Below are 24582 nucleotides of genomic sequence, written 5' to 3'. Positions count from 1 at the left end.
GGGACAAATCGGCAAAGCCGGAAGCGCGACGATGTAACCTTCCAGAGTAACAGTTTGGAATTACTCTGATATTCAGCTCCGCGCTTGATCTGCGACGGCGAACTCGGATATTGCGACCGCAACTGCTGAGCGGATCACGCGGGCTTACCGGCCGGCGCCGTACCAGTTCGCGTATCCCCCGGGACGGCGTGAACCCACGGGTCGCGATGACCGGGTGCAACGTCCGGCGTGGACCCGGTCGCCCGGACCACACGTCCGCAGGGACTGTCCCGACGCGGCGCTGCCGCCATCGTTGAGGAACCGGAAAATCGTCATGGATGGAGTGCGCGGCGTGGTCAGGGAACGGCTTCAGGGACGGATGCGGGCGGCCATGACGGCGTCCATGGGTGCCGCGGTCGCGCTGGCGGCCATCGCAGGTTCGGCGATGGCGCAGGATGCCAAGGCACCCGACGCCAAGTCCGCTCCCCTCAAGCTCGAACTCAATCGCCTGGAGCCCGCCGGCGAGTCCTGTCGGACCTACCTCCTCGTGGACAACAGTCGTGGCCCGGCCCTGAAATCCCTCAAGGTCGACCTGTTCGCCTTCGACACGGACGGCGTCGCGCAGAAGCGCCTCGCCGTCGAACTCGGCCCCGTGCAGGACCGCAAGACCACGGTCCGCCTCTTCGACTTCCCGGCGCTCGCCTGTGCGAAGATCGGCCGGGTGCTCCTCAACGACGTCCTCGCCTGCGAAGGCGGGGATGCGAGCCGCGAGGCCTGCCTCGAGCGCATCGAGACCGAGAGCAAGGCCTCCGCCCCCTTCGTCCGCTAAGCCGTATCGTCACCGAACCCGAGAGACACCATCATGGATCCGACCGCCGCGCCCGCAGGCGTCTCCCACGACATGTCGTTCCTCGGCCTGTTTCTCCAGGCCGACCCTATCGTGAAGTCGGTGATGATCCTGCTTGTGGTCGCCTCCATCGCCTGCTGGACGGTGGTGTTCGAGAAGATCGTCCGCATCGCCGCCGCCAAGCGTCAGGCGAAGGCGTTCGACACCCTGGTGCGCTCGGGCGGCGCCCTCGAAGCCTCCGGAAAGGGCATCGATGCGCAGATCACGGCGGCCGCCGTCGAGGCGTGGCGCGATCAGGACAGCACCGAGACCCGGGCCGAACGTCGTGACCGCATCGAGCGCGCCATGCGTGCCGCCCTCACCACACGGCTGAAATCCATGCAGACCGGCCTGCCGCTGCTGGCCACCTCGGGCTCCACAGCTCCCTTCATCGGACTGTTCGGCACGGTCTGGGGCATCATGAACTCGTTCTCGTCCATCGCGAAGAGCCAGGACACCTCGCTGGCCGTGGTGGCCCCGGGCATCGCCGAGGCCCTGTTCGCCACGGCCATCGGCCTCGTGGTCGCGATTCCCGCCGTGATGGCCTACAACAAGCTCATCAACGATATCGGCCGGGTGCAGGCGAGCTTCGTCTCCTCCATCGGCACCCTCGGCAATCGTCTGGCCCGCGACCGCGTGGTTCACGGCCGGGCCGCCGCCGCCGAGTAGACCCCCACGCGGCCGGCCCGCCCCCGAGCGGGCGAGTCGGGCCTTGGAACGCCGGAAGACCAACCACGCGCCTGCCTGAGGCGCCGGGCGGTTTCGGATCGATTTTCTCTGTTTCGCGGGATGCAGCGCTGGCAATGCGCCCGCCCGAAGCCCCGGAGGGCGACGCATGGCTATGGGATCGATCCGCACCGGTGGCGGCGACGACGATGACGGCCTCGACGGCGCGCCGATGTCGGAGATGAACGTGACCCCCCTGGTCGACGTGATGCTGGTGTTGCTGATCATCTTCATGGTCGCCGCCCCGCTGATGACCACGGGCGTGCCGGTCCAGCTTCCCAAGACCACGGCCCAGAAGGTCGCCCAGGCCAAGAAGCCCCTGGAAATCTCCATCGACAAGGACGGCAAGCCCTACCTCGCCAAGGAAGAGCTGACGCCCGAGGCCATCATGCCGCGCCTGCGGGCACTGGCCGCCGAGGACCCGAGCCAGGTGATGCTGGTGCGCGGCGACCGCGACGTGCCCTACGGCAAGATCATGGAGGTGATGGGCCTCGTCGGTCAGGCGGGCTTCACCAAGGTCTCCCTCATCGCCCAGTCGCCCGGCGGCGCCCCGGCGATGGCGCCTGCTGCGGCGGCCCCCGCGGCCGGAACGGCCCGATAGCCCCATGAGTGCCAGTCCGTTGAGCGACTTCACCTCGGCCGGTGATCCGGATCGGCGCGGCCCGTCCGGCCTCGCCACCGCCTTCCTCGTCGCCCTCGCCCTGCACGCGGCCGGGCTCATCGCCCTCACCCTGTTCCAGCCGGAGCCCAAGGCGCCCCCGGGCGAGAACATCGTCACCATCGACCTCGCACCGCAGATGACGGAGGCCGACACCCAGGCACCGGCCGAGCAGGCCATGTCGATGTCGGCGCCGCCCGAGGCCAAGCCGGTGGAGACGCCGGAGACGGTGCAGCAGGAAAAGCCCCTGGAGACCACGGAGGTGACGCCGCCCGAGGCGACGGCGCCCCCGCCGCCGGATACGGCGATGATCGCCCCAGAGGCGACGACCACGGCCGAGCCGCCGGAGGCCCCGCCGACGCCCCCCGTCGAGGTGGCGAACGAGCCGCCGCCCGAAGATCAGGTCATCACGTCGACGGCCGAGGCCGCACCGGCCCTGGCGCCGCCCCCGCCCGTCGCGGCGCAGGAGTTGCCCAAGCCCGTCGAGGTGGTCAAGCCGAAGCCCGACCAGGCCAAGATCCTCGAGGCGCGGCGCGAAGCCAAGCGCAAGGCCGACCGCGAGGCGCGGCTGAAGGCCGAGCAGGAGGAGCGTCGCGAGGCCCTTCAGGAAGCCCGGGCCGAGGCCCGTGCCAAGGCCGCCCGGGAGGCAGCGCGTCGGGCCGCCGCCGCCGCAAGCGAAGGACGCGCCCGGCAGAATTCGGCCTCCGCTTCGCGCCAGAGCAGCGCGGGTGCCGCCGCCGGCGGCAACGACCCGAACGCGCTCCGGGCCTGGCAGGGCGCGCTCAGCGCGGCGATCCGCGGCCGCATGAACGCCAACGCGGCGGCGGGCACCAGCGGCGGCGTCGCCGTGGTCCGGTTCACCGTGTCGCGGTCCGGTCAGGTGCTGAGCTCGGGGCTCGCAAGCGGCAGCGGCATCGGCGCCATCGACAGCGCGGCGCTCGCCACCGTGCGTGGCTCCCTGCCGGCGGCACCGGCCGGGGTCACCATCAGCAGCCTCGCCGTCACCGTGCCCCTGCGCTTCAGCCCCGGACGCTGAGGCGGGTGCCCACCCGATGACGGTCTGGTTCACCAGCGACACCCACTTCTCCGATCCGCGCGTGCTGCGGATCGACCGGCGCCCCTATCCCGATCTGCCCGCGCACGACGCGGCGCTCATCGCCAACTGGAACGCCGTCGTCGCCCCCGGCGACACGGTCTGGCATCTCGGCGACGTCGCCCTGCGGCCGACGGCGGCCTGGATCGCCGAGATCCTCGGGACGCTCAACGGCATCAAGCACCTCATCGTCGGCAACAACGATGGACCGGACACGCTTCAGGCCGAGGGCTGGGCCAGTGTGGGGCACTACGCCGAAATCGTCGTTGACGGGCGACCCCTCGTGCTGTGCCACTATGCCTTCCGTACCTGGAACGGGATGGGTCGGGGCGCCCTCGATCTGCATGGCCATTCGCACGCCAAGCTGACGCCGATTCCGAAGCAGTACGATGTCGGCGTCGATGCGCAGGGCTTCACCCCCGTGGATCTGCCGACGATTCTCGCCTCCCGCCGCGCACGGAAAGTGGGCGGCCGAAAAGCGGAACCTTCGCCGTAGGTCGGGGGTTCTTGGGGCATGAACGCAGGATGACTGGCCGAACATCTCCGAAACCTCGGAACGGTCCCATCGTCACCTTGCACACACCCTGTTCCTCGAGACGTCCGCCGCCGAGGTATCCCATGCGCCACGCCCTGCTCCCAACGCTCCTCGCCACCGGATTCACCCTGGCGGTCGCAGCCCCAGCCCTTGCCGCTCCGGCCTGTTTCGAGGGTCAGCGCAAGGTCGAGGAAGCCAACGCCCTGCGCTTTCAGGCCCGCCAGGAAGCCCGGATCGGAAACCACGACCGGGTCTGCGACACGCTCGACGAGATCGGTGACCGCTACGCCGATGCACGCGACGCCTTCGAGGATTGCGGTGCCGGAGCCGTCGCCATCGATCTGCGCAGCGAGTCCCGGAACCTGCGCATCGCCAAGAAGGTCAACGGCTGCGACTGAATGGGTGCGGCCACGCACACCCGTCCGGAGCCATTCGTTTCACAAGTCTGAACAAGCGGCGCGTGATTCGCTGCCCTGAAGGTCCACGATCATGAACGTCACCGCCACGCAGTCCAACGTTGCCCTCGCCGACACCGTCCTGGGTTCCAGCACCCTGGGCGCCACCGGCCCGTCCTTCGCCGCAGCCCTGTGCGGCTTCCTCAGCACCACGGTCGCCACCACCATGGTGATGTTCCTGCTCAGCAGCGTCTGACACCGACATTCCTCACGGGCCAGTCGATCGTCCCCGATCAGCGGGACGGCTCACGGCGTTACGAGCCAGAACCGCTTTCGACTGAACAGCATGTCGAACTTGCCGACCTCGGCCTGGCCGGTCGGACAGGTTGCCTGCGCCTTCGCGCGAGACTCGGCCGCCGGATCGGGGGTTCGGGCTGCCGGCAGGATCGGTGCGGTGGAAATGGGAAACAGCCCGAGTCGTGACTGGACCTCGGGCTGGCGCACGGCCACGATGGTGGTCAGAGCGGCCAGCAATGCCCCCGCGACCGTACCGAGGATGAAGTTCATCATGCGTGCGGAATCCCGCGATCACCGCACGGACAGAGGCCGGCCCGCGATCGCCGGCCCTTCCTGGTCAAGCTTCTCGGCATGATTGCGGCGGACGCCGAATTACAGTCTCTTAAGGATACGCCCGATAGGTTTCCCCCGGCCGCGCGGCATGCGCGTCGCAGCGCCTGGGGAGAACGCGGAATGTCATACGGGGCCAGTGCCTATGCCAGGGTGTCGCAGACGGCCATGTCGCCGCGCGAAGCGGAGGCCGCCGTCCTGATCAAGGCCGCCACGCGCCTCCAGGCCGTGCAGGCCGATTGGGAAAACCAGAAAGGCGTGCTGGCCGAGGCGCTCAACTTCAACCAGAAGGTCTGGACAATCATCGCCGGCGCCGCGACGACCCCCGAGAGCCCCCTGCCGGAACCGATCAAAAACAGCATCGCGCAACTGTCGGTCTTCGTGTTCCGCCGGATGATCGACACGCTGATCGAGCCGAGCTCCGACAAGCTCACGGCCCTGATCAGCATCAATCACAACATCGCAGCCGGCCTGAGGACCTGAACGGCGCACTCCTCCCCGGATGGGGGAGGAGTGTTTCGGGAGCCTCAGGAATCGAGGCCCGCATCCTCGTCGATGTCCACGAGGAAGACGATGTCGGCGTCGTCCTCGCCATCCTCGTCCTCTTCCTCGTCGTCGTTCGAGGCGGTCTCGGCGTGGCGGGCATCCGGCTCGAAGGGCTCGTCCTCCTCCGAATCGTCCTCGGCCAGGGCGTCCTCGAAAATCTCCGTCTCTTCCTCGGTGGCGGCGCGAATCTTGAGCGGGGAGGTGCCGTTCCACAGCACCTTGCCGTCGCTCTTCATGGCCTGGATGTCGTCCTTGAAGCCGTCGCAGGTGAAGAGATCGCGGGCGACCTCCTCGGAGCCGTTGATGACGGCGATGGCCACGCCATCGATCTCGAGTGTGAACATCGCGAATTCCTCTCGAACGTCGTTGCGCTGGACGCGCCGGCTGTACGGCATCGGGGGACACCGTCCTTGATCTGATCGGCCTATGGGGCCGCCGCCCGTGTAGGGGGCAACGGCGTGCGCGCCAAGCCCCACCCCGTTCGCCATCCCGCGCGGGAAAACTTGCAGGCGGGTCAGCTGCCCCCGCCAGCGCCCCGACTGATGGCGCGCTTGACCACACCCTGGACCTCAGGGTTCGACAGGAACAGATCGTGGTTGATCAGGCCGCCGCCGTAGTCCGAGGCGTCGGCGACGCGCACGCCCAGCGCCTCCAGCCGCTCGCGGTCGGCCGCGCCCGCACGCACGACGCCGCCCGCGATGGCGCCCGAGAGTTCCAGCGCCCGGTCGTTGGTGGACGAGATCACCGTGACCTTCTTCACGTCCGGCCCCATCCGCTCGATGGCGGAGGTGAACAGGTCGATGTCGATGTCGGGCGCGGCCAAGACCACGGCGCCGATGCGCGCCATGGCGGCTTCCCCGGCCTCGGCCCGCAGCATGCGCAGGGTCTCGAGGGTCAGAAGCGTGCCCATGGAATGGGCGACGATGTTGATGCGGCCGCCGGACGGCGAGTTCGCCAGGGCCTTGAGCAGGTCCTCGAAAGCGTCGCGCGACCACAGGGCGCTCTCGCGATCGTAGCCGTAATCGAAGGTGGCGGCGGCCGAGGGCCAGGTGAACAGGGCCGAGGCCCCGCGGAAGCGGATGCCGTCGGAGAGCTTGGCCGCGCTCACCGCCGCCGACTGGAAGCTTTCCCGGTAGCCGTGGACGTAGATCAGAACGTCGCGGCCGAAAGCGGCCTGGGCGAAGGCGCCGGCCGCCCCCGGCCCCGTCTCGATCTGCGGCACCGCCGCGACACCCCAGTCGCCGGTGACGACGGAGGAGACCTTGCCGATGAGCGAGCGGTCGGGCGCAGACAGCCGCACCTCGGCGAAGCTCAGGCCCCGGCCGCGCTCGGAATTGAACCACGGGCTCTTGGGCGGGCTGCCGACGACCTTGCGGGTGGTGGCCACGAGGAGCACCGGGCTTACGTCGATGTTCGACTGGCGCTCGGGGCCGGAGGAGCCGGTGGCGAGTTCCTCGGTCACGCAGCCGGCAAGCCCCGTGGCGAGGCCGAGCATCCCCATCAGGGCGGCGAAGCGTACGAGGCTGCGACGGGTCGGCCGGATGGATCGTTTCATGCGGTCTGACAGCCCTGGACGGTGAGGGGCCGGGAAACCCGGCGTCGCGTGGTGCTAACCTGTCGCGGACGATCGTGACCATGGCGGGGCGCGAACGTGGCCGTGGCCCGTGTGGATAGCGGGCAGAGATGGCGCTGTGGCGCCCGCCCCACACCGGAGCACCCATCCGGCGACGGCCGGGCGGAAAGGCCCTGAACATTACGGCGGCGCGCCCCTCGACGAAAGCCGGCCGGCCCGGCAAGAAGTGGGGATGGCCCTCACCTCTCCGCCGCCCGCCCTCGACATCGACGCCCTGCGTGATCGGCTTCTCGCCGGCGACCGGGCGGCGCTCGCCCGCGCCATCACGTTGGCCGAATCCAAGCGCGCCGATCACCGCGCCGTGGCGCGCGACCTCATCGATGCCGTGCTGCCGCAGACCGGCCGGGCCATCCGGGTCGGCATCACCGGGGTGCCGGGGGTCGGAAAATCGACCACCATCGACGCGCTGGGCGCGAACCTGACGGCCGCCGGCCACAAGGTGGCGGTGCTGGCCGTCGATCCGTCTTCGACCCGCACGGGCGGCTCGATCCTCGGCGACAAGACCCGGATGGCGCGCCTGGCGCTCGATCCCAACGCCTTCATTCGCCCCTCCCCCTCGTCGGGGACCCTCGGCGGCGTGGCGGCGAAGACCCGCGAGACCATGCTCCTGTGCGAGGCGGCCGGTTTCGACGTGATCCTCGTGGAGACCGTGGGCGTCGGCCAGTCGGAGACGGCGGTGGCCGACCTCACCGACTTCTTCCTCGTCCTCATGCTGCCCGGCGCCGGCGACGAGCTGCAGGGCATCAAGAAGGGCATCATCGAACTCGCCGACATGATCGCCGTCAACAAGGCCGACGACGGCGAGGGCGAGCGCCGGGCGAGCGCAGCCGCCTCGGAGTACCGCGCCGCCCTCCACATCCTCAGCGCACCGAGCTCCACCTGGACGCCCCCCGTGGTCACGATCTCGGGCCTCAACAACAAGGGGCTCGACGGGATGTGGAGCCGCGTGGTCGATCACCGCAACAAGCTCACAGCCACGGGCGAGATCGCCAAGAAGCGCCGGGCCCAGGACGTGAAGTGGATGTGGGCCCTCGTCCACGAGCGCCTGCACCAGCGCCTCGTCGGCTCGGCCGAGGTCCGCCGCCAGACCGCCGAGGCGGAGGCCGGGGTGTCGCGCGGCGAATCCTCTCCCGCCGCCGGGGCCGAGGCCATCGCCACCCTCATCGGCCTTTGAGCGGCAAGCATCTCCTCGTCACCGGGTTCGGGCCGTTTCCGGGCGTGCCCGTCAACCCGAGTGCCGTGGTGGCGCGCCGCCTCGCGGCGCTCGCCCGCCGCCACGGCCTCGCCGGGGGCGATATCCGCCTCCTCATCCTGCCCACCGCCTATGGCGCGATCGAGACGCACCTGGTGCCCGCCCTCGCCGCGGCGCCCGACGCAGTCTTGATGCTCGGTGTCGCACGGAGCGCCACGCGGGTCCGGGTCGAGTTCCGCGCCCGCAATCGGGCGAGCCGGTTGTTCCCAGACGCGTCGGGCCACGTCGCGCGCCGTCTCACCCTGGCGGCGGACGGTCCGGCCGAGCGGCGCGCGACCGCCGCCGCGCCGGCCCTCGCCACCCTGCGCCGGAACGGCATCCCGGCCATCGCGTCGAATGACGCCGGGCGCTACCTCTGCAACGCCGCCTACTTTCGCGGTTTGGCCGAGGCTGCCCCCGTGCTCTTCGTGCACATCCCGCCCCTGCCCCGGGCCGGACGTCCCGGCCCATTCCGACGGGGCCGGTCACCCGTCGAAGCCCTGGCGGCGGCCCTGGTGGCGGTGGCGCGCGGGCTCCTCGGTCGGCCGGGCGTTCACCGTGCCGCGACAACTCCCGATGAAAATTCGATCGTTGCGGTGCCCAATCCGATCTCGGGCGTTCTGTGAACGTCGGATGCGGGCGTGCCACGCCCCGACGGCACCGAACCCGCATCGAAGCACAACTCAGGAGAATCATCATGGTCGATACGGATCGTATCGTCGGAACCGCCAAGGATCTTGGCGGCCGCGTGCAGGGCGCCGTGGGCGATGCCCTCGGGTCGCACGGCGACTCCGTCGAGGGCCGCTTCCGCGAGGCGCAGGGGCGCGCCCAGGATGCCTACGGTCAGGCCAAGGACACCGTGCGCGATGTCGCCGACAACGTCAGCGATTACGCGGGCGACGCCTACGACCGGATTCAGGACCGGGGCGGCGCCTATTTCCGGGATGGTACCCGGGCCGTCGAGTCCCGCGTGGAGGAGAACCCCTTCATCGCCCTCGTGCTCGCCGGTGCCGTCGGCTACGGCCTCGCCCTGCTGCTCCACCGCCGTTGAGCTCGTCGCCGCGCCGCCCCATCGGGACGGCGCGGCCTCTCGAGACTACTGTGCCGTCCAGCCACCATCCATGGCGATGTTGGAGCCGGTCATCTGGCTCGCCGCATCCGAGCACAGGAACACGGCGAGCGCCGCGACCTGATCGACGGTGACAAACTCCTTGGTCGGCTGGGCCTTCAGGAGCACTTCGTTGATCACCTGTTCCTCGGTGAGCCCGCGCGCCTTCATGGTGTCGGGGATCTGGCTCTCCACCAGGGGCGTCCAGACGTAGCCGGGCGAGATGCAGTTCACCGTGATGCCGTGGGTGGCGAGTTCGAGGCCCGCGCTCTTGGTGAGGCCAGCGATGCCGTGCTTGGCTGCAACATAGGCCGCCTTGTACGGCGAGGCGACGAGGGAATGGGCTGAGGCGGTGTTGATGATCCGCCCCCAGCCCCGCGCCTTCATGCCGGGGATCGCCGCCCGCATGGTGTAGAATGCCGAGGACAGGTTGAGGGCGATGATGAGCTCCCACTTCTCCGGCGGGAAATCCTCGATGGGCGAGACGAACTGAACGCCCGCGTTGTTCACCAGGATATCGACGGCCCCGAAAGTCTCTTCCGCAAGCTTGATCAGCCCGGCGATCTCGTCGGGCTTCGTCATGTCAGCCGGCGAATGGATGGCGCGCACGCCGAACTCCGACTCGATGCCGGCCCGGGCGGCCTCGATGGCCTCGGGCGCTCCGAAGCCATTGAGCACCACGTCGGCGCCTTGCCCGGCGAAGCCCCGCGCGATGGCGAGTCCGATGCCGCTGGTGGAGCCGGTCACGACGGCTTTCTTGGCTTTGAGGCTCATTGGGCGTCTCCCGGGTCGTGCGCCGACACGCGCAGGTCCATCGCCGAAAATCCTGCCCGATGGGGCGCGGCAAGTCGATGCGCTCCGCCCCGGGCGCGGCATGCTATAGCGACGGACCATGCCCCATCGTTACGGGGGACGCACAGGAACGCCATGATCCGGTTCCTCGCCTTGCTGGCGCTCACCCTGTCCGGACTCGCCGGCGCGTCGGCGCAGGGGCTGAAGCCACCCGCCGACCTCGTCACCGCGAGCCTCGTCGCCGAGCCCGCGGCGATCCGGCCCGGCGAGCCCTTCACCATCGGCATCCGCATGGTGATGCGGCCGGACTGGCACGTCTACTGGCGCAACCCCGGTGATTCCGGCCTGCCGCCCGAAGTCACCTGGGCCCTGCCGGCGGGATTCACCGCCGGTCCCCTCGACTGGCCGGCGCCGCAGCGCATCCCCGTCGCCCACCTCATGAACTTCGGCTACGAGGGCGAGACGGTGCTGCTGGCGCAGGTGACGCCGCCCGAGACCCTCGCCCCGGGCAGGCCCGTGTCTCTCAAGGCGCACCTGAGCTACCTCGTCTGCGAGCGCGAATGCGTGCCCGGTACGGCCGACCTGCGCCTCACCCTGCCGGTGGCGCAGGCCGGCACCAGCACCGGCGCCAACCCGCAGACCCGCGCCCTGTTCGGGCAGGCCCGCGCCGCCCTGCCGGTGCCGTCCCCCTGGCCGGCGCGCACCACGACCACCAAGGACCGCCTGACCCTCACCGTCGAGGCCCCGAACCTCACGCCCGAGGCGGTGAAGGCGGTGGCGTTCTTCCCCTATGCCGAGACCGTCATCGAGAACGCCGCCCCGCAGGACGTGCGGATCGATGCCGCCGGCCTGCATCTTGGCCTCGTGCGGGGCAATGCGGACGAGCCCGCCCCCACGACGCTGCCCGGCGTGCTGACCTTCGAGGAGGCGACGCCCGATGGCCCGGTCCGGCGCGCCTACGCGCTCGGCGAGGCCCCCGCCACCGCTCCGGCCGCGGACGCCTTGGCTGCGAATTCCTTGGCCGCGAATTCCTTGGCCGTCGCCCCAGCGCTCCCGACTGAGGAGGACGGCCTGACCCTCTGGAGCGCCATCGGCCTCGCCTTCCTCGGCGGTCTCGTCCTCAACCTGATGCCGTGCGTGTTCCCGGTCCTGTCCATCAAGGTCCTGAGCCTCGTGCGGCATTCCGGCGAGACGCCCGCCCGGGTGCGTCTCCACGGCCTCGCCTATACCGCCGGCGTGCTCGCCGCCTTCCTCGGACTCGCCGGATTGCTCATCGCCCTCAAGGGGGCCGGCGCCGGCATCGGCTGGGGTTTCCAGCTGCAGTCGCCCGTCGTCGTGGCGGCCCTGGCCTATCTCCTGTTCGCCATGGGGCTCAGCCTGTCCGGCGTCGTCCATCTCGGCGGCGGCATCGCTGGCCTCGGCGACGGCCTGACCCGGCGCGCGGGACTCCAAGGCTCGTTCTTCACCGGCGTGCTCGCCACCGTGGTGGCGACGCCCTGCACGGCGCCGTTCATGGGCTCGGCCGTGGGCTTCGCCCTGACCCAGGCGCCAGCCGTGGGTCTGGCGGTCTTCGCCAGCCTCGGCCTCGGCCTCGCCCTCCCCTTCCTCGTCCTGACCGCGTGGCCCGCCGCCCTGCGGGCTCTGCCGCGCCCCGGTGCCTGGATGGACACGCTCAAGGGCGCGCTGGCCTTCCCAATCTACGCCACCACCGCATGGCTCGTCTGGGTGCTGGCGCAGCAGGTCGGCCCGTCGGGGCTGCTCGCCGCCCTGTTCGGCCTCGTCCTCGTCGGTTTCGCCGCCTGGGCGTGGGAGCGCGGCCACGGTGCGCGGCCGGCCTGGACCTGGATCGCCCGGGGCACGGCGGTCGCCACCCTGGCGGGCCTCGCCCTCCTCACCCTGAGCCTGTCCCATGACCGCGCCGCCACCTTGGCCCGTGCGGACGGCACGGAGGCGTTCACGCAAGCGCGGCTCGAGACCCTGCTGTCGGAGGGTCGGCCGGTCTTCGTGAATATGACGGCGGCGTGGTGCATCTCGTGCCAAGTCAACGAGCGCACGACGCTCGGGAGTCAAGCGGTGCGCGACGCGTTCTCCGCGCGCGGCGTGACCACTCTCAAGGGCGACTGGACCAACCAGAACCCGGAGATCACCACCTTCCTCGCCCGCCACGGCCGCAGCGGCGTACCGCTCTATCTCCTCTACGTGGGCAAGGACACGCCCGTGGTGCTGCCGCAGATCCTGACGGCCGGCACGGTGCTCGACGCCCTCGCCGCCCTGCCGGCCTTGCCCCGCAGCGCCGCCCTGGCTGCACCGGAGCGCTGACCGACCCGATGACCGATTCGTCCGCGCCGCGCTGGAGCGTGTTTCGCAACGGCGACTTCCGCCTGTTCGGCACTGCCCGTTTCCTCACCGGCCTCGCCTTCCAGATGCAGGCCGTGGCGGTGGGCTGGTTCGTCTACGATCTCACGCGCTCGGCCCTGGCGCTCGGCCTCGTCGGGCTCGCGAGCTTCCTGCCCGCTATGCTCTCGGCCCTGATCACCGGACACGTGGCCGACACCTACGACCGGCGCGTGGTGGCGGCGCTGGCCTACGCGACCCTCGCGGCGGCCGATCTCGGGCTGCTGGCCTTCGCCCATTACGGCACGGGCGCGATCTGGCCGATCTACGCCCTCGTGGTGGTCATCGGCACCGGCCGCGCCTTCGCCAACCCCGCCCTCCAGGCCCTGCTGCCAACGCTGGTGCCGCGCACCCTGTTCGGCTCGGCCATCGCCTGGAACGCCTCGCTCTGGCAGAGCGCCTCGATCCTCGGACCGGCTTTGGGCGGGTTCCTCTACGCCCTCGGCCCGGCCGTGGTGTTCGGCACGGCGGCCCTCAGCTTCGCCCTGGCGAGCGCCCTCATCACCGCCATCCGCTTCCGGCCCGCTCCCCTCACCGAGCGCCCGCCCGTGACCTGGGCGACCCTGTCGGCCGGCCTCACCTACATCCGCGACCACCCCGTGGTGCTCGGCGCCATCAGCCTCGACCTCGTCGCCGTGCTGCTCGGCGGCGCCACCGCCCTGCTGCCGATCTTCGCCGCCGAGGTTCTGCATGTCGGCCCCCTGGGCCTCGGGGCGCTCCGCAGCATGCCGGCAGCGGGTGCGGTGCTGACAGCCATCGTCCTCGCCTACCGGCCGCTCCAGCGCCATGCCGGGCTCCGCATGCTCCAGGCGGTGGGCGTCTTCGGTCTGGCCACCGTGGGGTTCGGCCTCTCGACCTCGCTGCCGCTGTCCATGGCCTGCCTGTTCGTCACGGGGGCGGCCGACATGATCAGCGTCTACGTCCGCCAGACCTTCGTGCAGGGCGAGACGCCCGACGCCATGCGCGGCCGGGTCTCGGCGGTGAACACCGTCTTCATCGGCGCGTCCAACGAACTTGGCGAGTTTGAATCCGGCACCCTCGCCGCCCTGATCGGCGCCGTCCCGGCGGTGGTCCTCGGCGGTCTCGCGACGCTGCTGGTCGCCGCCGCGTGGGGACGGATCTTCCCGGCGCTCAAGGCACGGGACCGGCTGTTGCCGGTGGGGTGAAGCCAGACGAAGCGCCGCCTATGGACAGCGATTATCCCTCCTTGGATGGATTTCCATCCAAAAATGGATAAATGCTTTTAAATCATGGAGTTATAGGGCAAATTCTTGACTTGCCGATGCGGAGCATCCAGGCCGAGGCATGTCCTACGACGATCTCGATGGCGAGCAGGCACGCCAGATCATCAATGCGGAGCAGGCCTTCGAAGCCTATCGTGTCACGCGTGATGAGCTGAAGCATCGCTTCGCCGGGTCGATGGCGTGGAAGACGATCGCTGGCGGTGCCTACCTCTACCGCGGGCATCTGGAAATCCCTCGGCCCTTGGACACCGGAGACGGAGAAGACCCTGATCGGATTCAGGGCCGGTCGCCTCCGGACCCGCGCGCGTATGACATCCTTGGCCAAGCGTCTCGATCGCATGGCGGCCGTCAATCGCGCCCTCGATCTCGGCCGCGTTCCCATCTTCGCCGCCCGCGTGTTGCGTGCCCTTTCGGACGCGCATCTCACGGATACGGCGATCGTGACGGTGGGAGCGAACGCCCTCTACGCTTACGAGCGCATGGCGGGGGTGCAGATCGCCGACGCGATCCTCGAAACCAACGATATCGACCTCCTGTACGATGCCCGGGCAAGCCTCAAACTTCTGGCGCCGGACGTGGCCGCGACAGGCGTCGCCGGATTGCTGCGGAAGATCGATCAGTCCTTCGAGATCATCGGTAAGGATGGATTCCGGGCAACGAACCGCGATGGCTACATCGTCGATCTGATCACACCCGCGTCCAAGGACCCGATGATGTCGCGCGGGCGTAAACGCATCGGGTCGGAGGCGGACGACCTGAAGGCCGTCGAGATCGAAGGCCTGAACTGGCTCGTCAACGCTCCGAAGATCACGGAGACCGTCATGGACCAGCGTGGTTATCCGGCTCCGATGATCGCTCCCGATCCCCGCGCCTTCGCCCTGCACAAGCTATGGCTGTCGAAGCGGGAGGACCGGAATCCGCTGAAGCGCCGAAGGGATGAGGCACAGGCGAAACTGATCGCGGAACTCGTGACCAGTCGCCTGCCGCACCTGCGCTTCGACGATCCGGCCCTGGCCGCCCTGCCGCGCACCCTGCGCGAGCAGGCCACGCTCCTGACCCCCACGACGCGGCGGGACGCGGCAGGGCAGCCGCCCCGCCTCGAACCGGACTGGTAGTCCTGAACTTGCCCGGCCCTACTTATCCGGTCCTACTTGCCCGACAGCAATGGCGACCAGGTCGGGTCCGACGCGTAAGACGGGGTCGGCACCGGCTGCTCCACCTTGCCGGTGATGTCGACCATGTAGAGCTTGCCGCCGCCCTGGCCGCCGGGATCGCGGAAGAACAGCACGTACTGGCCGTTGGGCGCGAAGGTCGGCCCCTCGTTGTGGAAGCCTTCCGTGAGCACGCGCTCACCCGAGCCGTCCGGCTTCATCACGCAGATGGCGAACCCGCCCTTGCGCTGGCGGGTGAAGGCGATGAGGTCGCCGCGCGGCGACCAGGCCGGCTGCGAGGCCGAGCCCTCGCCGAACGAGATGCGGGTCGGGTTCCCGCCGGTGGCGCTCATGACGTAGACCTGCTGCGAGCCGCCGCGGTCGGATTCGAACACGATCTGGCTGCCGTCCGGCGAGAAGGTCGGCGAGGTGTCGATGGCGTTGCCGTTGGTGATCGGCGTCTGTGCCTTGGAGCCGAGATCCATCACCACGATGTCGGCGTTGCCGCCCTCCTGCACGCTCATGACGAGGCGCCGGCCATCGGGCGAGAAGCGCGGGCTGGTGCTCATGGAGCCGGCCTTGCCGACCGCTTGGCGGCTGCCGGTCTCGAGATTGATGACCTGGATGCGCGGCGGCTGGCCCGTCGCCTGGGTCATGAAGGCGATATCCTGGGTCGCGGGCGAGTAGCGCGGGGCGACCACCGCCGTCTCGCCGTTGGTGAGCGCTCGCACGTTGGCGCCGTCCTGATCCATGACCATCAGTCGCTTGCGGCGGTTCTCCTTGGAGCCCGACTCGTCCACGAAGGCGATGCGGCTGTCGAACCAGGGGCCGAGGCCGGTGATCTTGGTGTAGACCGCGTCCGAGATGAGGTGCCCCGTGCGCCGGGCGTTGGCGGTGTCGGCCCCGTACTGCTGGCCGGTCATCTGCTGGCCCGAGGTCACGTCCCACAGGCGGAACTCGACCTTGAGCTTGCCGGACGGATCGCGCGAGACCCGCCCCGTCACCAGAGCCTGCACCCCGGCCGTGCGCCACTTGTCGAAGCCCGGAACGGCGTCGAAGCCGGGGCTCTCGGGAAACTTCGCCTTCTCGACGGGCACGAAGTACCCAGAGCGGCGCAGGTTGTTCGTCACCACGCTCGACACCAGCAGGCCGAGGCTCGGATCGCCGGAGAAGTCCGTCACCGCGATGGGCATGGGCTGGAACGCGCCGCCGCCGATGCGCAGGTTGAGCTGCGCGCGGGCCGGCCCGGCGAGGCCGAACAGCACGAGCGCCAGGGCGGCGAGGAGAGGCGCGAGACGCGCGGTGGGGGTTGAGAGCATGGTCGGTTCCGACTTTTTGGGACTATCTGTCCGGGCGGTCACGCACGGTGGACACGTCGCGCGGGCAAGCTCACGGCGCGGGCGAACGGCCCGGGTCGATGGATCGGGGCCGGCGCATCAGACCCGCGAAAACTCGAATTCCGCGTTGATCGCCTTCCAGTCGTTGTAATACGGCGCGTACTGGGCGGGGATCTTGTAGGGCGCGCAGCGGCGCACGGCGCGCTGGGCCGCCTCCGCGATGGAGCGATCGACGGCGTTGGCGCCGCCACGCATGATCCGCGGCTCCGTGGTGAGCGTCCCGTCCGGGTTCAGGCGGATGTCGAGCATCGGCAGGATCACGCCCTGTGCCGCCCCGGGAGGCGCCACGTAGCAGCGCTCGATCTGCTGCTGCAGCATGCCGACCAGGGCCTCGCGCAGGGACGGCGACAGGCGCTGCGAATTCCCGGACGCCGCCCCGAGGGAGGCCGTGCGCTGCACGTCGCGGCCAGTGGCGCCGGTGGATTGCGAGGGCGCCTTCGAGGCAAGCAGCTGGCGGATGTCTCCGGCACTGAACTTTTCGGCGAGCTCGGCCTGCTTCTTCGCCTTGGCCTCGGCATCGGCTTTGCCCTTCGCATCAGCCAAAGCCTTGGCTTTCGCCTTGGCGGCGGCCTCCGCCTTGGCCTTTGCGGCCGCGTCCGCCTTGGCCGCAGCCTCGGCTTCCGCCTTCGCCTCAGCGATCTCCTTCTGGTGCTCGGCCTCGGCCTTCTTCGCTTCGGCCTTCGCCTTGGCTTCGGCTTCCGCCTTCTCGGCCTTGGCCTCTGCTTCGGCGCGGGCCTTGGCCTCGGCCTTTTTGGCTTTGGCGGCCTCGGCCTTGGCAGCCTCCGCCTTGGCGGCGGCAGCGGCTTCTGCCTCTTCCTTCTCGATGAGCTGGGCGAGCTGCTCGCGCTTCACGGCGGCCGCCTTGGCTTCCGCCTTGGCGGTCGCGGCGGCTTTCGCTTCGGCAGCGGCCTTCGCCTCCGCCGCAGCCTCGGCCTTGGCGGCGCGGGCGGCTTCGGCCTTGGCCGCTTCCGCCTTCGCGGCTTTCGCCTCGGCCGCCTTGGCCTCCGCAGCCTTGGCTTCTGCCGCCTTGGCGTCCTTGTCCGTGTCGGGCTCGTCGACGCGCAGCGGCATCTCCTCGGCGCTCGCGACCTTCATGTCGGCGGGGCGCTTCGGCGGGGCCGGGGCATCGACCTTGGCGTTCTCGGGCTCGCGCTCCTCGGCCTTGTCCGCCTTGCGGTCGGCCCGCGGCTTGGCGTCGGGCTGGGGCTTGTCGGCATTGGTCTCGCCCTTGGTGAGCTCCGAGTATTGCTGCTCGGTCATCACTTCCACGGGCACACCCTCCTGCGCGTCGGGCAGGGCCGGGGCCGCCACGGTGAGCATCGCCGCCGTCAGCACGGCGACGTGCACGCCGGCCGAGATCCACATGCCCGGTTCGTTGCGCTTGAAGGGAAGCTTCACGGGGACGCGTCCGCTACTTCTGGTCGGGCTCGGTGACGAGGGCCACCTTCTTGAAGCCGCCGCCGGTCACGATGGCCATCACCTGGGCGACGCGGCCGTAATCGACCCGCTTGTCGCCGCGCACGAACACGCGCTCCTCGAAGCCCGACTTCGAGGCCTCGGTGAGCTTCGGGATGATGCTATCGTCGCCGAGTTCATCTTCGCCGAGGAAGATCTGCCCGCTCTGGCGGATGGAGAGGGTTACCGGCTTGGTGTCGGAGTTGAGGGGGCTCGCCTTCGATTGCGGCAGATCGAGGGGCACGCCGACGGTCATCATCGGCGCGGCTACCATGAAGACGATGAGCAGCACGAGGACGACATCGATGAACGGCGTCATGTTGATCTCGTTGATGGCGCCCTGACGCCGGCCGCGCCGCCGCCGTCCGCCCCCGCCCTGTGCCGCTCCGTGGGCCATGCCCATGATCGTCCCTCGGTCTTTGCGTGGAGTCTTAGGCGACGAGCGACAGGCGCTCGTCGATCTGGCGGGAAAGAATGGCCGAGAACTCGTCGGCGAAGCCCTCGAGGCGCGACTGCTGCTTCGAAACCGTCGACTGCAGCTTGTTGTAGGCGAGCACGGCCGGAATGGCCGCGAACAGCCCGATGGCCGTGGCGAACAGGGCCTCGGCGATGCCGGGCGCCACCACGGCGAGCGAGGTGTTCTTGGAGGCCGCGATGGAGGTGAACGCCGTCATGATGCCCCAGACGGTGCCGAACAGGCCGATATAGGGGCCGGCCGAACCGATGGAGGCGAGGAACAGCAGCCGCGATTCCAGGCGCTCGACCTCGCGCTGGATGGTCACGTCGAGCACCTTGTCGATGCGCTGGGACAGGCTCTGGATCTGCCGGCCGGACCCCTCGAACGAGCGCTTCCACTCGCGCATGGCGGCCACGAACAGGGCGCCCTGGCCCACCGCCGGCTTGTCGTTGAACGAGCGGTAGAGCTCCTCCAGGGAGCGGCCCGACCAGAACGCCTCCTCGAAGGCGTCCATCTCGGCCTTGGTGCGGCGGAACAGCAGGGTCTTGTCGACGATGATCGACCAGCACCAGACGGAGGCGCCGAGCAGCCCCACCATCACGACCTTGACGACGAAATGGGCCTGCAGGAACAGGCCCAGCAAGGTCATGTCGGGGGCCGGCATCGCCTGCATGGCATCGGCTGGGTTCATGACACGATCCTTGGATAAAACCCCGCGCGGAGCCGTCACGGAACCGGTGGCCCGACCCTCGCGCTTCAACCGGAACCTTGTGCGATTTCAAGGCTCAATGGCCGGCGAATCTGTCGAAAGTATGGGGCGGTCTTGTGCAACGCACGCCACTGCTCCGGACGCAGTTAAGCACGCGGCAGGGTTAACATTCCCTTGCCGCCAGCCCTCGGTCGGGACCAGCCCTTCCCGTTCGCCTCTCGGCCTGACATTGCCCTTCGAGCCCGCGCGGCGACCTTCGAAACTCGGAAGCGCCCATGTTTAGCAATAAACCCAGGCCATTCAATTTGAATTTAAGTAAATTTTAACCAGTACTTCGCAATAATATTTTTATCGATCAAATATGAAGCCGGAACCTCGGGAGTCGTATCATGAAAATACGCAGATCGATACTTGGCGCATTGCGGCGGACGCACGATGATGTTCAGGCTGAATTCGCGCCGCAAGTCGATCCGGAAGCTGTGCTGAATGCGCTCCCGGTGAATGTCCTGGTCCTGGATCCCGTCAGCGCGAACATTACCTATGCCAACCGGCGCAGCATCGAGACGATGCACGCCCTGCGGGAATACCTGCCGAGGGAAGTCGATCCCGACCGCATGGTCGGGACATCGATGGACGTGTTCCATAAGAACCCCCATCACCAGCGCAGCATCGTCGCCGATCCGTCGCGTCTGCCCTGGCGTACCAAGATCCGCCTCGGCCCCAAGACCCTCGACCTGCACGTCTCGGCGGTGATGTCACGGGGAGACTACATCGCGGCCGTCCTGTCCTGGGCCGACGTGACCCCGTTCGCGGACGCGATCTCGGCTTTCGACACCGCGATCCAGACCGCCCTCGAGACCGCCGGCGGCGCGACACGCACCATGGACGACTCGGCCAGGCAGGTGCTGGAGAAGACCGGCGAGACCTCCGACGCGGCCGCGACCGCCGCGACCGGGGCGGGCGGTACCTCGGCCAATGTCCGCACGGTGGCCCGGGCCGTCGAGGAGCTCAACGCCGCCAACGCCGAGATCACGCAGCAGATGAACCGGTCCCGCTCCGTCACCAGCGAAGCGGTTGAGGAAGCCCGTCAGGCGGTCACCAGCGTACGGGCCCTCAGCGAGAACTCGACGCATATCGGTCAGGTCGTCGGGATGATCGGCCAGATCGCCAGCCAGACGAACCTGCTGGCGCTTAACGCCACCATCGAGGCGGCCCGCGCCGGACCCGCCGGACGCGGGTTCGCCGTCGTCGCCAGCGAGGTCAAGGAACTCGCGGCCCAGACGGCGCGGGCGACGGACGACGTCTCGCGTCAGGTCGCGATGATCCAGACCGCGACGACCTCCACGGCCTCCACCATCGAGCGGATCGCCGGGATCATCGCCCGGATCGACGAGAGCGCGACCTCCGTGGGATCGGCCGTCGAGGAGCAGTCGGCCACCTCCACGGAGATTCGCCGCAGCGTCGAGGAGGCCTCCGGTCGAACCGAGACGGTCAGTTCCAGCGTCGCGGCGGTCGCGAAGAGCGCGACGGATTCGGCCAGCTCGGCGCAGAGCATGCTGCGCGCGACGGCGGACCTCAACCGCGAGATCGACGCCGTGGCGGCGGCGGTCAAGCTCTTCCTCGGCGAGGTCCGCAAGATCTGAGACCGCGGGGCGGATACCGGTTCGCGGCCGATGCGGTGCCCTCCCCCGGTCCCGCACCGGCACTCACGCCGTCGGCGCCGGCCCGGCGGGGTCGCATTCGGGCGAGAGGACACGGCGCAGGGCATCGGGAAGACGGATGGCCCGGCCGTCGCGCACGCAAGCGACGACCACCTCGGCCTTCACCAAGAGCTCGCCTTCGCGCCGCACCTCCTGCGCCAGGTGCATCGAGGCGCCCTTCATCGCGGCGGTCCAGGTCCGTATCTCCAGGAGGTCGTCCATCCGGGCGGGCTTGGCGTAGTCGATCACCATCCGGCGCACGACGAAGTGCAGACCGGCGGCGTCGCGGTGCAAGTCGGACTGGTCGCCGGCCAGGCCGCGCAGCAGTTCCGTGCGCCCGCGCTCCATGAAGCGCAGGTAGCTCGCATGGTAGACGAAGCCGGAGAAGTCGGTGTCCTCGTAGTAGACCCGCAGGGCCAGACGATGGATGCCGGAGGGATCGGTTTCGCTCAAAGACGCAGCCTCCGCATCGCGGCGAGGCAATAGCGAGACAGCCCCGAGGTTTCGGAGACCGGCCTAACAGAAACCCCGTGATCGACAATGCGGGCGATGCGGCTTCACGCCACCGTACCCCCGGACAGCTCTACCACCACGATCTCGGGCACAGCACCGAGGCGAACGGGTAGGACGCTGAGCCCGAGGCCGCCGGACACGATGAGATCGGTGTGCTCTCGGACATGGCCGTAGGCATACCGGGCGCCGAACCGCGACGGGACCACGGGGGCGTAGCCGAACAGGCGGACCTGACCGCCATGGGTGTGTCCGCTGAGGGTGAGAGCGACGCTGGCCGGCACCTTCGGGAAGATGTCCGGTTCGTGGGCCAGCAGAATCGTGGGGGCGCCCTCTGGGATTTCCGCGAGGGTACCGGCCAGATCGTCGATCCCGCCGCGCTTGCGGCCCCAGCGTTTGAGGCCCGGCACGAAAGCCAGCTGGTCGCCGAGTCCGGCGAGCCAGATCACGTGGTTCGATACGTGCAAGGAGACCGCTTCGTTCTCCAGGACGCGGATGCCGGCCCGCTCCAGGGCGGCACCGGCGATGGTCGGGCCGGCTCCGCGCTTCTGCGCCGTGCGGTCCTCCCACCAATCGTGATTGCCGAGAATTGCGTAGGTGCCGAGCGGTGCATGGAGGTCCCCGAGGATTGGCGCCCATTCGGCGGCATCCACGTAGCGCGTGACGAAGTTCTGCCCGGCAACGTAATCACCGAGCAGTACGATCAGGTCGGCTCCGAGGGCGTTGGTGCGCTGTACGATTCCGGCGATGCGCGCGGCGCTCATCCATGGCTCGCAGGCATGGATGTCGGAGAGCACGGCGATCCGCAGGGTGAATCCGGGCGGCCAGTGCGCGCGGGTCGCGATCGCATAACGGGTGACGGTCAGGGACAGGGGCTCGATGCCTCCGGCATAGGCCGCGAGCGATGTGCCCAAGGCCCCCGAAACGGCGAGACCACGGATAAGGGAACGCCGCGTGATCCAGCCCCGGAAACGACTGCCGCCCGTCATCATGCCTCGGGGTCGGCGGGAAACAGGCCGAATTGCGAGCCCGGATCGCGGCGCGGCTCGGGAAAGCCCATGTGGCGGAACGCGTGCGGCGTCAGCATACGACCGCGCGGGGTGCGCTGCACGAAGCCCTTCTGGATGAGGTAGGGTTCGATGATGTCCTCGATGGCGTCGCGGGGCTCGGAGAGGGCCGCCGCGATGGTCTCGATCCCCACGGGACCGCCATTGAAGGATTTAGCGATCATCGTGAGGTACTTACGGTCCATCACGTCGAGGCCGGCCGGATCGACGTCGAGGAGCTGGAGGGCCCGGTCGGCGATGGCGCGGGTCACGGTGGGGGCGTCGGCCACGATGGCGAAATCGCGCACCCGGCGCAGCAGGCGCCCGGCGATGCGCGGCGTGCCCCGCGCGCGCTTGGCGATCTCGTTGGCCCCCTCCTCCGACATGCCCAGACCCAGCACCCGGGCCCCGCGCCGCACGATGAGTTCGAGCTCGTCGACATCATAGAATTCGAGGCGGATCGGGATGCCGAAGCGGTCGCGGAGCGGCGTGGTCAGCAGGCCGGCGCGGGTGGTGGCGCCCACGAGGGTGAATTTCGGCAGCTCGATCTTCACTGAGCGCGCCGCCGGGCCTTCGCCGATGATGAGGTCGAGCTGGTAATCCTCCATGGCCGGATAGAGGATTTCCTCCACCGCCGGGTTGAGGCGGTGGATCTCGTCGATGAAGAGCACGTCGCGCTCCTCGAGATTCGTCAGCTGCGCGGCGAGATCCCCCGCCTTGGCGATGACCGGGCCGGAGGTGGAGCGGAAGTTCACCCCGAGCTCGCGCGCCACGATCTGCGCCAGCGTGGTCTTGCCCAAGCCCGGTGGGCCGACGAACAGCACGTGGTCGAGGGCCGAGCCGGTCTTCTTCGCCGATTCGATGAAGACGCTCATGTTGGCGCGCGCCGCCCGCTGGCCGATGAACTCGGCCAGACTCAAGGGACGGATCGACGATTCGAGGTCGTCCTCCCGGCGCTCCGGAGTCAGGAGCGAATCCGGCAGGGGATGCAGGGTCGGCGACTTCAGGGACTTCGGGGGCTTGGTCACACGAGCTCTCGGTGGGGCCCGGCGGGGCCTTGCGTCCGGCATCTGTTCTCAGGGGCCGATGTCGCACACCGGCGCGGATCGCGCTACATTCGCGTCGGCGGGTAGCCGCCAGGGATGCGCACAAGGGGCAACGCCTCCGCCAACTTCGAGGCGTTGCTGGCCGAGAAGCCGCGCAATGAGCGCTGGGAGCTGATCGGCGGGCGCGTCGTCCGCATGATGGTCGGTACACGTTGAGAACACGGGCGGATCGTCCAGAACAGTGCAAGTCACCTGCATCAGGGCTTCCGTGCGAAAGGGTCGTCCTGCCAGACCTTTGCCGAGACGTTCTACATGAAGAGCCACCCTCTCGATGCGGCGCTGTTGCCTGACGTTCTCGTCGTCTGCGGCGGGATCGAAGTAGGCGCGACCTCGGTGGGCAATCCCACGGTGCTGATCGAAGTGCTCTCGCCCGGCACGGATGCGCGCGACCGCTTGGGAGACGTGGCGGATCTATCAGCAATTGCCGGCCCTGCAGCACTACGTCCTGATGGCTCGCGATCGGCCGCACGTGAAAGTCTACGATCGGGTCGATGGGATCTGGAGTGGCTTTCGCGTCGTCCGGGAAATGAACGCGGCACTCGAACTTTTCGCGATCTAGACGTCCCTGCCCTCAAGCGAAATTTACCGGGGCGTGTTCACGCCTGAAGAAACCGCGGCGCGTGACGCGCCGCGGGATATCAGCTCAGATCACTCGGCTTCCGGCGCGATGGGCTCCAGGCCGCCGATATGCTTCTGTGCGTAGAGGGGCAGGCCGACCTGGGAGATCAGCTCGAGCTGGGTCTCGAGGAAATCGATATGGCCTTCCTCGTCCTCGGCGAGATCCTCGAACAGGCGCTTCGACACGCGGTCGTTGATCGAATCGCAGTACTTGGCGGCTTCGAGGTAGAGTGCACGCGCCTCGGTCTCGGCGGCGAGATCGCACTCGATGATCTCCTGAACGTTCTGGCCGATCCGTAGGGGATCGAGTTCCTGCAGGTTGGGGAAGCCGTCGAGGAACAGGATGCGATCGACGAAGCGATCGGCATGGTTCATCTCTTCGATGGATTCCTTGCGCCAGAACTTGGCCAGCTCGATGTAGCCCCAGTCGTTGAGCATGCGGAAATGGAGCCAGTACTGGCTTACCGCCGTCAGTTCGCTGCGCAGTCCCCGATTGAGGTACTCGACGACCTTCGCATCACCCTTCATCCGCCCATTCTCCCTTGAGGCACCGTGGCCGGAAGGGAACGTGGCGCCTCGCACAGGC

At 68.9% G+C, this 24582-nt stretch carries 29 protein-coding genes; 16 read left to right on the top strand and 13 right to left on the bottom strand.

Annotated features, from left to right (window positions below):
• Window positions 1-358: 358 nt before the first annotated feature.
• The 7 genes from MKK49_RS22300 to MKK49_RS22270 all read left to right on the top strand — a co-directional run bounded on the left by MKK49_RS22300 (window position 359) and on the right by MKK49_RS22270 (window position 4528).
• Window positions 359-808: a Tat pathway signal protein gene (locus MKK49_RS22300; RefSeq protein WP_244032319.1), complete on the top strand. Its 450-nt coding sequence runs from the start codon at window positions 359-361 to the stop codon at window positions 806-808.
• A gap of 33 nt (window positions 809-841) precedes the next feature.
• Complete coding sequence (locus tag MKK49_RS22295) at window positions 842-1534, top strand: MotA/TolQ/ExbB proton channel family protein (protein WP_244032102.1); 693 nt, start codon at window positions 842-844, stop codon at window positions 1532-1534.
• Between the two features lie 166 nt (window positions 1535-1700).
• Window positions 1701-2192 carry a protein TolR gene (tolR, locus tag MKK49_RS22290; RefSeq protein WP_244032100.1) on the top strand — a complete coding sequence of 164 codons (492 nt, stop codon included), beginning with the start codon at window positions 1701-1703 and terminating at the stop codon, window positions 2190-2192.
• Between the two features lie 4 nt (window positions 2193-2196).
• Entirely contained in the window at window positions 2197-3285 is a 1089-nt protein-coding gene (locus MKK49_RS22285; protein WP_244032098.1) for an energy transducer TonB, read from the top strand.
• 16 nt (window positions 3286-3301) lie between these two features.
• The gene (locus MKK49_RS22280; RefSeq protein ID WP_244032096.1) at window positions 3302-3838 is read left to right on the top strand and encodes a metallophosphoesterase family protein; all 537 of its coding nucleotides are present in this window, start codon (window positions 3302-3304) and stop codon (window positions 3836-3838) included.
• A 122-nt stretch (window positions 3839-3960) separates the two neighbouring features.
• Window positions 3961-4275: a hypothetical protein gene (locus tag MKK49_RS22275; protein WP_244032095.1), complete on the top strand. Its 315-nt coding sequence runs from the start codon at window positions 3961-3963 to the stop codon at window positions 4273-4275.
• A 91-nt stretch (window positions 4276-4366) separates the two neighbouring features.
• Entirely contained in the window at window positions 4367-4528 is a 162-nt protein-coding gene (locus tag MKK49_RS22270) for a hypothetical protein (protein ID WP_244032094.1), read from the top strand.
• 50 nt (window positions 4529-4578) lie between these two features.
• Here MKK49_RS22270 and MKK49_RS22265 read toward each other — a convergent pair whose 3' ends face one another.
• Complete coding sequence (locus tag MKK49_RS22265; RefSeq protein WP_244032093.1) at window positions 4579-4842, bottom strand: hypothetical protein; 264 nt, start codon at window positions 4840-4842, stop codon at window positions 4579-4581.
• 78 nt (window positions 4843-4920) lie between these two features.
• On the opposite strand from MKK49_RS22265, the gene flaF reads away from it, so the two are divergent.
• Window positions 4921-5382, top strand: a complete 462-nt coding sequence (gene flaF, locus MKK49_RS22260) for a flagellar biosynthesis regulator FlaF (protein ID WP_244032092.1) — start codon at window positions 4921-4923, stop codon at window positions 5380-5382.
• 44 nt (window positions 5383-5426) lie between these two features.
• Here flaF and MKK49_RS22255 read toward each other — a convergent pair whose 3' ends face one another.
• Both MKK49_RS22255 and MKK49_RS22250 read right to left on the bottom strand, forming a co-directional pair.
• Window positions 5427-5789, bottom strand: a complete 363-nt coding sequence (locus tag MKK49_RS22255) for a hypothetical protein (protein WP_244032091.1) — start codon at window positions 5787-5789, stop codon at window positions 5427-5429.
• A gap of 170 nt (window positions 5790-5959) precedes the next feature.
• Window positions 5960-7000 (bottom strand): alpha/beta hydrolase, encoded by a 1041-nt coding sequence (locus tag MKK49_RS22250; RefSeq protein ID WP_244032090.1) that lies wholly within the window; start codon window positions 6998-7000, stop codon window positions 5960-5962.
• 250 nt (window positions 7001-7250) lie between these two features.
• Here MKK49_RS22250 and meaB point away from each other — a divergent pair, with 250 nt between their 5' ends.
• The 3 genes from meaB (at window position 7251) to MKK49_RS22235 (ending at window position 9360) form a co-directional block, all read left to right on the top strand.
• A complete protein-coding gene (gene meaB / locus MKK49_RS22245) occupies window positions 7251-8252 on the top strand; it encodes a methylmalonyl Co-A mutase-associated GTPase MeaB (protein WP_244032088.1) in 1002 nt (333 codons plus the stop codon).
• A complete protein-coding gene (locus MKK49_RS22240) occupies window positions 8249-8935 on the top strand; it encodes a peptidase C15 (protein WP_244032087.1) in 687 nt (228 codons plus the stop codon). The genes meaB and MKK49_RS22240 overlap by 4 nt, the downstream gene beginning before the upstream one ends.
• A gap of 71 nt (window positions 8936-9006) precedes the next feature.
• Window positions 9007-9360: a CsbD family protein gene (locus MKK49_RS22235; RefSeq protein WP_244032085.1), complete on the top strand. Its 354-nt coding sequence runs from the start codon at window positions 9007-9009 to the stop codon at window positions 9358-9360.
• 45 nt (window positions 9361-9405) lie between these two features.
• Here MKK49_RS22235 and MKK49_RS22230 read toward each other — a convergent pair whose 3' ends face one another.
• Window positions 9406-10191 carry a 3-hydroxybutyrate dehydrogenase gene (locus MKK49_RS22230; protein ID WP_244032083.1) on the bottom strand — a complete coding sequence of 262 codons (786 nt, stop codon included), beginning with the start codon at window positions 10189-10191 and terminating at the stop codon, window positions 9406-9408.
• A gap of 153 nt (window positions 10192-10344) precedes the next feature.
• On the opposite strand from MKK49_RS22230, the gene MKK49_RS22225 reads away from it, so the two are divergent.
• Entirely contained in the window at window positions 10345-12528 is a 2184-nt protein-coding gene (locus tag MKK49_RS22225) for a protein-disulfide reductase DsbD family protein (RefSeq protein ID WP_244032081.1), read from the top strand.
• A gap of 8 nt (window positions 12529-12536) precedes the next feature.
• A complete protein-coding gene (locus tag MKK49_RS22220; RefSeq protein WP_244032080.1) occupies window positions 12537-13769 on the top strand; it encodes an MFS transporter in 1233 nt (410 codons plus the stop codon).
• 82 nt (window positions 13770-13851) lie between these two features.
• Here MKK49_RS22220 and MKK49_RS22215 read toward each other — a convergent pair whose 3' ends face one another.
• Window positions 13852-14007 carry a hypothetical protein gene (locus MKK49_RS22215; RefSeq protein WP_244032079.1) on the bottom strand — a complete coding sequence of 52 codons (156 nt, stop codon included), beginning with the start codon at window positions 14005-14007 and terminating at the stop codon, window positions 13852-13854.
• Window positions 14008-14155: 148 nt separating this feature from the next.
• On the opposite strand from MKK49_RS22215, the gene MKK49_RS22210 reads away from it, so the two are divergent.
• Window positions 14156-14962 carry a nucleotidyltransferase domain-containing protein gene (locus tag MKK49_RS22210; protein ID WP_244032078.1) on the top strand — a complete coding sequence of 269 codons (807 nt, stop codon included), beginning with the start codon at window positions 14156-14158 and terminating at the stop codon, window positions 14960-14962.
• 32 nt (window positions 14963-14994) lie between these two features.
• On the opposite strand, the gene tolB is transcribed toward MKK49_RS22210, so the two are convergent.
• From tolB to tolQ, 4 genes are all read right to left on the bottom strand, one after another.
• Window positions 14995-16317 carry a Tol-Pal system beta propeller repeat protein TolB gene (gene tolB, locus MKK49_RS22205; RefSeq protein WP_244032077.1) on the bottom strand — a complete coding sequence of 441 codons (1323 nt, stop codon included), beginning with the start codon at window positions 16315-16317 and terminating at the stop codon, window positions 14995-14997.
• Window positions 16318-16434: 117 nt separating this feature from the next.
• Window positions 16435-17760: a cell envelope integrity protein TolA gene (gene tolA, locus MKK49_RS22200; RefSeq protein WP_279595714.1), complete on the bottom strand. Its 1326-nt coding sequence runs from the start codon at window positions 17758-17760 to the stop codon at window positions 16435-16437.
• A 46-nt stretch (window positions 17761-17806) separates the two neighbouring features.
• Window positions 17807-18253 (bottom strand): ExbD/TolR family protein, encoded by a 447-nt coding sequence (locus tag MKK49_RS22195; protein ID WP_244032074.1) that lies wholly within the window; start codon window positions 18251-18253, stop codon window positions 17807-17809.
• A 28-nt stretch (window positions 18254-18281) separates the two neighbouring features.
• Window positions 18282-18998, bottom strand: coding sequence for a protein TolQ (tolQ, locus tag MKK49_RS22190; RefSeq protein ID WP_056089202.1), 717 nt, complete (start codon window positions 18996-18998; stop codon window positions 18282-18284).
• Between the two features lie 497 nt (window positions 18999-19495).
• Here tolQ and MKK49_RS22185 point away from each other — a divergent pair, with 497 nt between their 5' ends.
• The gene (locus tag MKK49_RS22185; protein ID WP_244032073.1) at window positions 19496-20659 is read left to right on the top strand and encodes a methyl-accepting chemotaxis protein; all 1164 of its coding nucleotides are present in this window, start codon (window positions 19496-19498) and stop codon (window positions 20657-20659) included.
• 63 nt (window positions 20660-20722) lie between these two features.
• Here the strand turns inward: MKK49_RS22185 and ybgC are convergent, their stop codons facing one another.
• From ybgC to ruvB, 3 genes are all read right to left on the bottom strand, one after another.
• Window positions 20723-21169, bottom strand: a complete 447-nt coding sequence (gene ybgC / locus MKK49_RS22180) for a tol-pal system-associated acyl-CoA thioesterase (RefSeq protein ID WP_244032072.1) — start codon at window positions 21167-21169, stop codon at window positions 20723-20725.
• 104 nt (window positions 21170-21273) lie between these two features.
• Entirely contained in the window at window positions 21274-22218 is a 945-nt protein-coding gene (locus MKK49_RS22175; RefSeq protein WP_409565117.1) for a metallophosphoesterase, read from the bottom strand.
• The gene (gene ruvB, locus MKK49_RS22170; protein ID WP_244032071.1) at window positions 22215-23300 is read right to left on the bottom strand and encodes a Holliday junction branch migration DNA helicase RuvB; all 1086 of its coding nucleotides are present in this window, start codon (window positions 23298-23300) and stop codon (window positions 22215-22217) included. The genes MKK49_RS22175 and ruvB overlap by 4 nt, the downstream gene beginning before the upstream one ends.
• Window positions 23301-23630: 330 nt before the next feature.
• Between ruvB and MKK49_RS22165 the strand changes: the two genes are divergently transcribed.
• On the top strand, window positions 23631-23984 hold the full coding sequence (locus MKK49_RS22165; RefSeq protein ID WP_313899198.1) for a hypothetical protein: 354 nt from the start codon (window positions 23631-23633) through the stop codon (window positions 23982-23984).
• A 42-nt stretch (window positions 23985-24026) separates the two neighbouring features.
• Here the strand turns inward: MKK49_RS22165 and bfr are convergent, their stop codons facing one another.
• Window positions 24027-24524, bottom strand: a complete 498-nt coding sequence (gene bfr / locus MKK49_RS22160) for a bacterioferritin (RefSeq protein ID WP_056089214.1) — start codon at window positions 24522-24524, stop codon at window positions 24027-24029.
• Window positions 24525-24582: the final 58 nt, after the last annotated feature.

Origin of the sequence: Methylobacterium sp. J-090 (assembly GCF_022829345.1) — a bacterium.
Lineage (GTDB): Bacteria > Pseudomonadota > Alphaproteobacteria > Rhizobiales > Beijerinckiaceae > Methylobacterium.
The sequence above is the reverse complement of the archived record's forward strand: the minus strand, read 5'-3'. Positions and strand labels throughout refer to the sequence as shown.